The 7,227-nt window shown below is 44.9% G+C and carries 8 protein-coding genes; all 8 read left to right on the forward strand.

Annotated elements, in window-relative coordinates:
* Window positions 1-41: 41 nt before the first annotated feature.
* The 8 genes from nadC to yacG all read left to right on the forward strand — a co-directional run bounded on the left by nadC (window position 42) and on the right by yacG (window position 7,208).
* Window positions 42-932, forward strand: coding sequence for a carboxylating nicotinate-nucleotide diphosphorylase (gene nadC, locus AB4585_RS07710; protein WP_372169510.1), 891 nt, complete (start codon window positions 42-44; stop codon window positions 930-932).
* A gap of 255 nt (window positions 933-1,187) precedes the next feature.
* Window positions 1,188-1,673, forward strand: a complete 486-nt coding sequence (locus tag AB4585_RS07715; RefSeq protein ID WP_372169512.1) for a pilin — start codon at window positions 1,188-1,190, stop codon at window positions 1,671-1,673.
* Window positions 1,674-1,677: 4 nt separating this feature from the next.
* Window positions 1,678-3,363: a type IV-A pilus assembly ATPase PilB gene (gene pilB, locus AB4585_RS07720; RefSeq protein WP_372169514.1), complete on the forward strand. Its 1,686-nt coding sequence runs from the start codon at window positions 1,678-1,680 to the stop codon at window positions 3,361-3,363.
* 15 nt (window positions 3,364-3,378) lie between these two features.
* Entirely contained in the window at window positions 3,379-4,608 is a 1,230-nt protein-coding gene (locus AB4585_RS07725; RefSeq protein WP_372113383.1) for a type II secretion system F family protein, read from the forward strand.
* Between the two features lie 67 nt (window positions 4,609-4,675).
* Window positions 4,676-5,545: an A24 family peptidase gene (locus tag AB4585_RS07730; RefSeq protein WP_372154973.1), complete on the forward strand. Its 870-nt coding sequence runs from the start codon at window positions 4,676-4,678 to the stop codon at window positions 5,543-5,545.
* 2 nt (window positions 5,546-5,547) lie between these two features.
* Complete coding sequence (coaE, locus tag AB4585_RS07735; RefSeq protein ID WP_372154971.1) at window positions 5,548-6,162, forward strand: dephospho-CoA kinase; 615 nt, start codon at window positions 5,548-5,550, stop codon at window positions 6,160-6,162.
* A gap of 26 nt (window positions 6,163-6,188) precedes the next feature.
* Window positions 6,189-6,929, forward strand: coding sequence for a cell division protein ZapD (gene zapD / locus AB4585_RS07740; protein WP_017063237.1), 741 nt, complete (start codon window positions 6,189-6,191; stop codon window positions 6,927-6,929).
* Between the two features lie 81 nt (window positions 6,930-7,010).
* Complete coding sequence (yacG, locus tag AB4585_RS07745; RefSeq protein WP_004735515.1) at window positions 7,011-7,208, forward strand: DNA gyrase inhibitor YacG; 198 nt, start codon at window positions 7,011-7,013, stop codon at window positions 7,206-7,208.
* Window positions 7,209-7,227: the final 19 nt, after the last annotated feature.

Raw genomic sequence — 7,227 nt, forward strand, 5'->3', positions numbered from 1 at the left:
GTATCATTCCATTCCCACTCCCTTTCAAGATTAGATTTGCGATGAAAAACACACATAACAGCCACCAACGCCTTGACTACTTAAAAGAGCAACTGCCTCTAGAGATCACTCGTGCAGTTGCCGAGACTATCAAAGAAGATCTAGGTGGTACGTTAAATCCAGCGGCTGATATTACGGCAAGTCTAATCCCTGCAGACGCAATCAACAGTGCAACTATTATTACCCGTGAGCACGGCGTGTTCTGCGGTAAAGCTTGGGCTGATGAAGTGTTTAAGCAACTGGGCGGTGAAGTGACTATCGAGTGGAACGTAGAAGATGGCGACAAGGTTGAACCAAACCAAACGCTTTGCACGCTAACTGGCCCAGCACGCGCGCTATTAACGGGTGAACGTAACGCAATGAACTTCATTCAAACGCTATCTGGCTGTGCGACTACTACAGCTATCTACGCAGACAAAATCAAACACACTGAATGCCGCCTGTTGGATACGCGTAAAACCATCCCTGGCCTGCGCAGCGCACTGAAATACGCGGTGGCTTGTGGTGGCGGCTTCAACCACCGTATTGGTGTTTTCGATGCTTACCTAATCAAAGAAAACCACATCATCGCTTGTGGTGGCATTGAGAAGGCTATCTCTACTGCAAAAGAGCTGAACCCAGGTAAGCCAGTGGAAGTTGAAACCGAAAGCCTAGAAGAGCTAGAGCAAGCGATCAGCGCTGGCGCAGACATCATCATGTTAGACAACTTCACCACAGACATGATGCGTGAAGCCGTGAAAATCAACGCTGGACGTGCAGCACTAGAAAACTCTGGCAACGTGACGCTAGATACCATTGCAGAGTTCGCTGAAACAGGCGTTGATTACATCTCTGTAGGCGCACTAACTAAGCACCTGAAAGCAATGGATCTATCAATGAGATTCAAAGCGTAATTTACTGAATAATAAATAAGTTATCGCTGAAGGCACTGTTAATAACAGTGCCTTTTTTATTACCTTAATTGTCAGTATTTCAAGCAGTTATTTAAGTTGATCGCATAAATTTGCGCACTATATGAAACACCACACTAATAAATACAAAACCACTCGCGACCACACCTGAACACCATTCCACTTCTACATTTCGACTTCTATTCTCTCAATCAACCAGTGCTTGCGCTGAAACAAACTAAAGAATGGAATTAGACAATGAATAACAAGAACAAAAGAACAAATCAGAAAGGTTTTACGCTGATTGAATTGATGATTGTCGTGGCGGTAATTGGGGTATTGGCCGCAATTGCAGTTCCTCAATATCAAAAATATGTTGCTAAAAGTGAAGCAGCATCGGCATTGGTAACAATTGCAGCTCTAAAAAGTAATGTAGAAACCGACCTTGCAACTACAGGAGCTTTTCCAGCATTAACAGCCACATCAGGAGGAGATGCAAGTTTAGGTGTTCCAATTGTAACGTCAGGAACAATTGCATTCACAGCTTCCGCGACAGCCCCAAAAGGTTATGCTATACACAAGTTCAATAATGCTGGTGTTAGCTCATACCTTCAGAATAAAACAATTCAATTGGTAAGAGATGCAAATGGCAACTGGGCGTGTGAAGTTGATTTTGGTTCAGCAAATGATACAAGTGTAATTCCGAAAAACTGTGAATTTAAAGCCACATTAACAGCTGGGTAAGTCAATGCTCACCAACCTCCCAACTGTTCTCCGTCAGGCTGACTTACTCAGCCTGACTCAAGAACAAGCCGTTGCGGAACATGTACAAGCTTCAGGTGTTTCGACACCTGAAGCTTTGCTCGTTCTGGAGTTCTTCAGCGGCGATTCCTTAGCAAGCAACATTAAAACCATCTTCGGCTTACCGTTAGTACAACTTGCCAATACTGACTATGAGACCTTATGTGACCAATTAGGACTTCGAGAACTGATTACCAAGTATCGTGCTATCCCGATTTCAGTTTCTAGCTCCACTCTCACACTCGCTTCTGCCGACCCTACGGACTTACAAGCTGAAGACGACTTTCGCTTTGCGACCGGATTACAGATTGAATTGGTTGTCGCTAATTACTCTGAATTAGAAAGTGCAATACGAAAGCTGTATGGCCGTTCTATTTCCGGGCAAGATTCGAAACGTAAAGAGATCACCCAAGATGAGCTCGCTAACCTTGTTGAGATATCTGATGACGAGATAACTTCGATTGAAGACCTCAGCCAAGATGACTCCCCTGTCAGTCGCTTTATCAATCAGATTCTAGTCGATGCAGCACGTAAAGGCGCATCGGATATCCACTTCGAACCTTATGAAGAAAACTACCGAGTACGACTGCGTTGTGATGGCATCCTTGTTGAAATACAGCAACCCGCTTCCCATTTAAGTCGCCGTTTATCTGCTCGTCTGAAAATACTCGCCAAGCTTGATATTGCCGAGCGTCGCTTACCTCAAGATGGTCGTATTAAATTACGTTTAAACGACGAGCTGGCGATTGATATGCGTGTATCGACGCTGCCAACATTATGGGGAGAAAAGATCGTTCTTCGTCTTTTAGACAGCAGCGCTGCCAATCTCGATATCGATAAGCTCGGTTACAGCGAGGCTCAAAAAGTACTCTACCTTAATGCATTGAAACGCCCGCAAGGAATGATCTTAATGACAGGGCCAACCGGCAGCGGTAAAACGGTTTCTCTCTATACTGGCCTTCGCGTTCTTAACACTACAGAACGCAACATCTCAACAGCCGAAGATCCGGTGGAGATTAATCTGTGTGGCATCAATCAAGTACAAGTGACGCCTAAGATCGGCTTTGGTTTCGCTGAAGCGTTGCGATCATTTTTACGACAAGATCCTGATGTGGTGATGGTCGGAGAGATCCGTGATTTAGAAACCGCCGAGATCGCTATCAAAGCATCGCAAACGGGTCACTTAGTACTTTCGACACTGCACACGAATTCCGCCGCAGAAACCGTCACCCGACTCGCACATATGGGTATAGAACCCTTTAACCTCGCTTCATCATTGAGTTTGATTATCGCCCAACGACTGGCAAGACGATTATGCAACCACTGCAAAGAAAATGACGACTCGCCAGACATATTCCTGCGTCACTCCATTCCTAACAGCCAAACCATCTACAAAGCGAGTCCTAAAGGTTGCAATGAGTGTAACCAGGGTTATTCGGGTCGAGTGGGTATCTATGAAGTGATGCCGTTTAGCGATCAACTGAAAAGCAGCCTGATCGACAAACCGAACGCGTTGGCCATTGAAAACTTGGCTCGCCGAGAAGGCATGAGAACTCTGCAAGAGTCGGGGCTAGATAAATTGCTTGAAGGCACCACCAGCTATCAAGAGCTGCAACGTGTTCTGTACATATAAACCAATGGAGCACCAATGAGTAGCAAGTCCAAACAATCACAATTAAAAAGCTATCACTGGAAAGGCATTAACAGCTCAGGCAAGAAAGTGTCTGGGCAAACGTTAGCGCTCACCGAATTGGAAGTACGAGAAAAGCTCAAAGAACAGCATATTCAGATTAAGAAAATCAAAAAGAAAAGTATTTCAGCCGTCACTCGTTTAACCCATAGAGTAAAAGCCAAAGACATCACTATTTTGACTCGGCAGCTTGCTACCATGCTGGCCACTGGTGTGCCTATCGTACAAGCCATCAAGTTGGTGTCGGACAATCACCGCAAAGCTGAAATGAAATCGATTCTATCGCATATCTGCAAAGGTGTAGAAGCCGGAACGCCAATCTCAAAAGCAATGCGAACCGCAAGCCGTCACTTTGATGATCTGTATACCGACTTAGTCGCAACGGGCGAACTTTCCGGTAATCTCGCGCAAGTATTCGAACGCTTGGCAACTTATCGAGAAAAGAGTGAACAGCTAAAGTCTAAGGTTATAAAAGCACTTATTTACCCAGCGATGGTGGTCATTGTTGCACTGACTGTCTCTTACCTAATGCTGACCATGGTTATTCCCGAATTTGAATCGATGTTTTCAGGCTTTGGCGCCGATCTCCCTTGGTTTACTCAGCAGGTACTCTATCTGTCACATTGGATGCAGGCTTACAGTTTTTATACTGCTGTGGGCATTGGCTTGCTCGCGCTATTGGTCCATCAACTGTGCCAGCGCTCTTACTCGATTCGATTATCAGCCAGTCGTTTAGGATTACGCTTCCCAGTACTTGGGGGCGTGATGGCCAAAGCCTCTATTGCGAAATTCAGTCGAACCCTATCCACCAGTTTTAGTTCTGGTATCCCGATTCTAATGAGCCTTAAAACCACCGCAAAAACCGCAGGCAATTTGCATTATGAATCGGCGATCATTGAGGTTCATCGTGAAACAGCTGCAGGTATGCCAATGTATATCGCGATGCGTAATACCAATGCCTTCCCCGAAATGGTGTTACAGATGGTGATGATTGGCGAAGAGTCTGGCAACCTTGACGATATGCTTAATAAAGTGGCTTCGATTTACGAGTTTGAAGTAGACAACACCGTCGATAATCTGGGCAAGATCTTAGAGCCATTGATCATCGTGTTTTTAGGAACGGTTGTTGGAGGGCTTGTGGTTGCGATGTACTTACCGATCTTTAATCTTATGAGTGTGTTAGGATAGTTAAAAGCAACTAAACACCCATGAGTAGCAAACTTCTGCTCATATAGATCAAGTGGTAAAGGACACTATGGAAGTATTTCACTACTATCCTTGGCTATTCCCCGTATTAGCTTTCATTTTTAGCCTTCTTATTGGCAGCTTCCTCAACGTCGTCATACACCGTTTACCGATTGTGATGGAACGAGAATGGCAACAAGAGTGCTCGGAGTATTTCTCTCAATATAAAATTCCAGCGCCAGAGGGGAAGTTTAATCTCAGTATTCCTCGTTCAACCTGCCCGAAATGCAAAACCCAATTAAGAATCGTCGACAATATCCCAGTGTTAAGCTGGCTGTTCTTAAAGGGGAAGTGCCATAGCTGTGCTAACCCAATCAGTGCTCGCTACCCTTTAGTCGAACTGCTTACCGCAATCCTTTGTACCGCAGTCGCTAGTAATTTTGGTTTCAGTTATTACGCCATCGCTCTGATCTTTTTCACGTTTGCATTGATTACCGCAACCTTTATCGATCTCGATACCATGCTGCTCCCTGATCAAATCACCTTACCTTTAGTTTGGTCTGGTATCGCTTTAGCTCTGTTTAACGTCAGTCCAGTATCGCTTCAAGATTCAGTGATTGGTGCAATGGCTGGCTACCTAGCTTTATGGTCTGTTTATTGGCTGTTCAAATTGCTAACAGGTAAAGAAGGCATGGGTTACGGTGACTTCAAACTCCTAGCTGCACTTGGTGCATGGCTTGGTTGGCAACACCTACCGATGATCATCCTTTTATCTTCGCTGGTCGGCCTTGTGTTTGGTTTGATTCAACTTCGCCTGAAACAGCAAGGCATCGATAAAGCCTTCCCATTTGGTCCTTACCTCGCGATAGCTGGTTGGGTAAGCCTATTGTGGGGCAATGACATCATGGGTTGGTATTTCACTTCTGTGCTAGGGATTTAATCATGGCAATCATTATCGGATTAAGTGGTGGTATCGCCAGTGGCAAAACCACGGTAGCCAACCTATTCAATCAGCATTTCAATATTGATATTGTCGATGCTGATATCGTGGCACGCGAAGTAGTGGCATTGGGCAGCGAAGGCCTAAAACAGATCGCCGCTCATTTTGGCGAAGACATATTGCTTGAAGATGGCATGCTAAACCGAGCTAAACTGCGCGAAGTAATCTTCTCTGATCCCACCGAAAAACAATGGCTCAATGATCTTCTTCATCCCATGATCCGCGACAAAATTGACAGTGACCTGTCTAAAGTCACATCCCCTTATGCTTTATTAGTCGCACCGCTATTGGTTGAAAACCAAATGCAAGGCATGGCCGATCGCGTTTTAATCGTTGATGTGCCTACAGAAGTGCAAATAGAACGCACAATGAGTCGTGACAATGTTTCGAAGGAACAAGTTGCATCAATTTTAAAATCACAGGCTTCAAGAGAACAACGCTTAGCAGTTGCAGATGACGTGATTAAAAACCATACTAAAAACCAAGAACTTTTGCCTCAAATCACAGATTTACATCAAAAGTATCTGGCAATCAGTACAGTAGATGGGTCAGAATAGAACTATGTTGAATGAAGGTTTGCTCGATGATCACCCATAAATTTGAACATCCTCTAAATGAGAAAACACGCATCTACTTAAGAGTCGAATCACTCTTGAGGCAGCTACACTTGTCTTCTACATTTTCCGATGCTCAACAGTATCAACTCTTTTTCCGTTCCATCTTTGATCTGATTGAAATCTTCGAACAGATCCAACTCAAGAGCGAACTCGCAAAAGATATTGAGAAGCAACGTGTAACCTACAAAAGTTGGTTGGATGTTGAAGGTGTCGATCAAGAGATGCTGACATCACTACTTAATGACATTGGTAACATCTATCGTGATCTGATGCAGGCAGAGCGTTTTGGCCAGTCACTTAAAGAAGACCGCTTCCTAAGTGCAATTCGCCAACGCTTTAATCTCCCAGGTGGTTCATGCTGCTTTGATCTGCCCGCACTGCATTATTGGCTGCACCTTCCTCTCGATAAGAGAATGCGAGATGCCAAAGCTTGGATGGATAGCCTACAGCCTCTGTATGAAGCGCTAACACTGTGGTTGAAGCTCACCAGAGAGACGGGTCACTTCAAAGAGCAAATCGCTCGTGCTGGCTTCTTCCAGAGCGATGCCGATGAAGCGAATATCCTTCGTCTTTCTATTCCGATGCAATACGGTGCCTACCCGATGATCTCCGGTCACAAGAACCGCTTTGCTGTTAAGTTCATGAGCTTTGAAACTGGGCAAGCCTGTACTCAAGACATCGAATTTGAATTGGCAATCTGCACCTAATTAATTTCCTTTTATAGTTTGGCTTGAGTCCTCACTCGAGCCTAAACTCACTATTATTACACCTTCAAATTAAGAATCACTATGTCGAAGAAAATCACCATCGTTAAATGCCCTCAATGTAATGCTGACGTTGAATGGGGCGAACAAAGCCCGCACCGCCCGTTTTGCAGCAAGCAATGTCAGATGATTGATTTCGGTGAATGGGCAGACGAAGAGAACAGCATCGCTGGCGCACCAGATATGTCAGATAGCGATGGTTGGTCGGAAGATCCGCACTAAGCGAGTAGCGAGTAGCGAG

Source organism: Vibrio sp. 10N.222.49.C9 (genome assembly GCF_041474985.1).
In the GTDB taxonomy this organism is placed as follows: domain Bacteria; phylum Pseudomonadota; class Gammaproteobacteria; order Enterobacterales; family Vibrionaceae; genus Vibrio; species Vibrio crassostreae_C.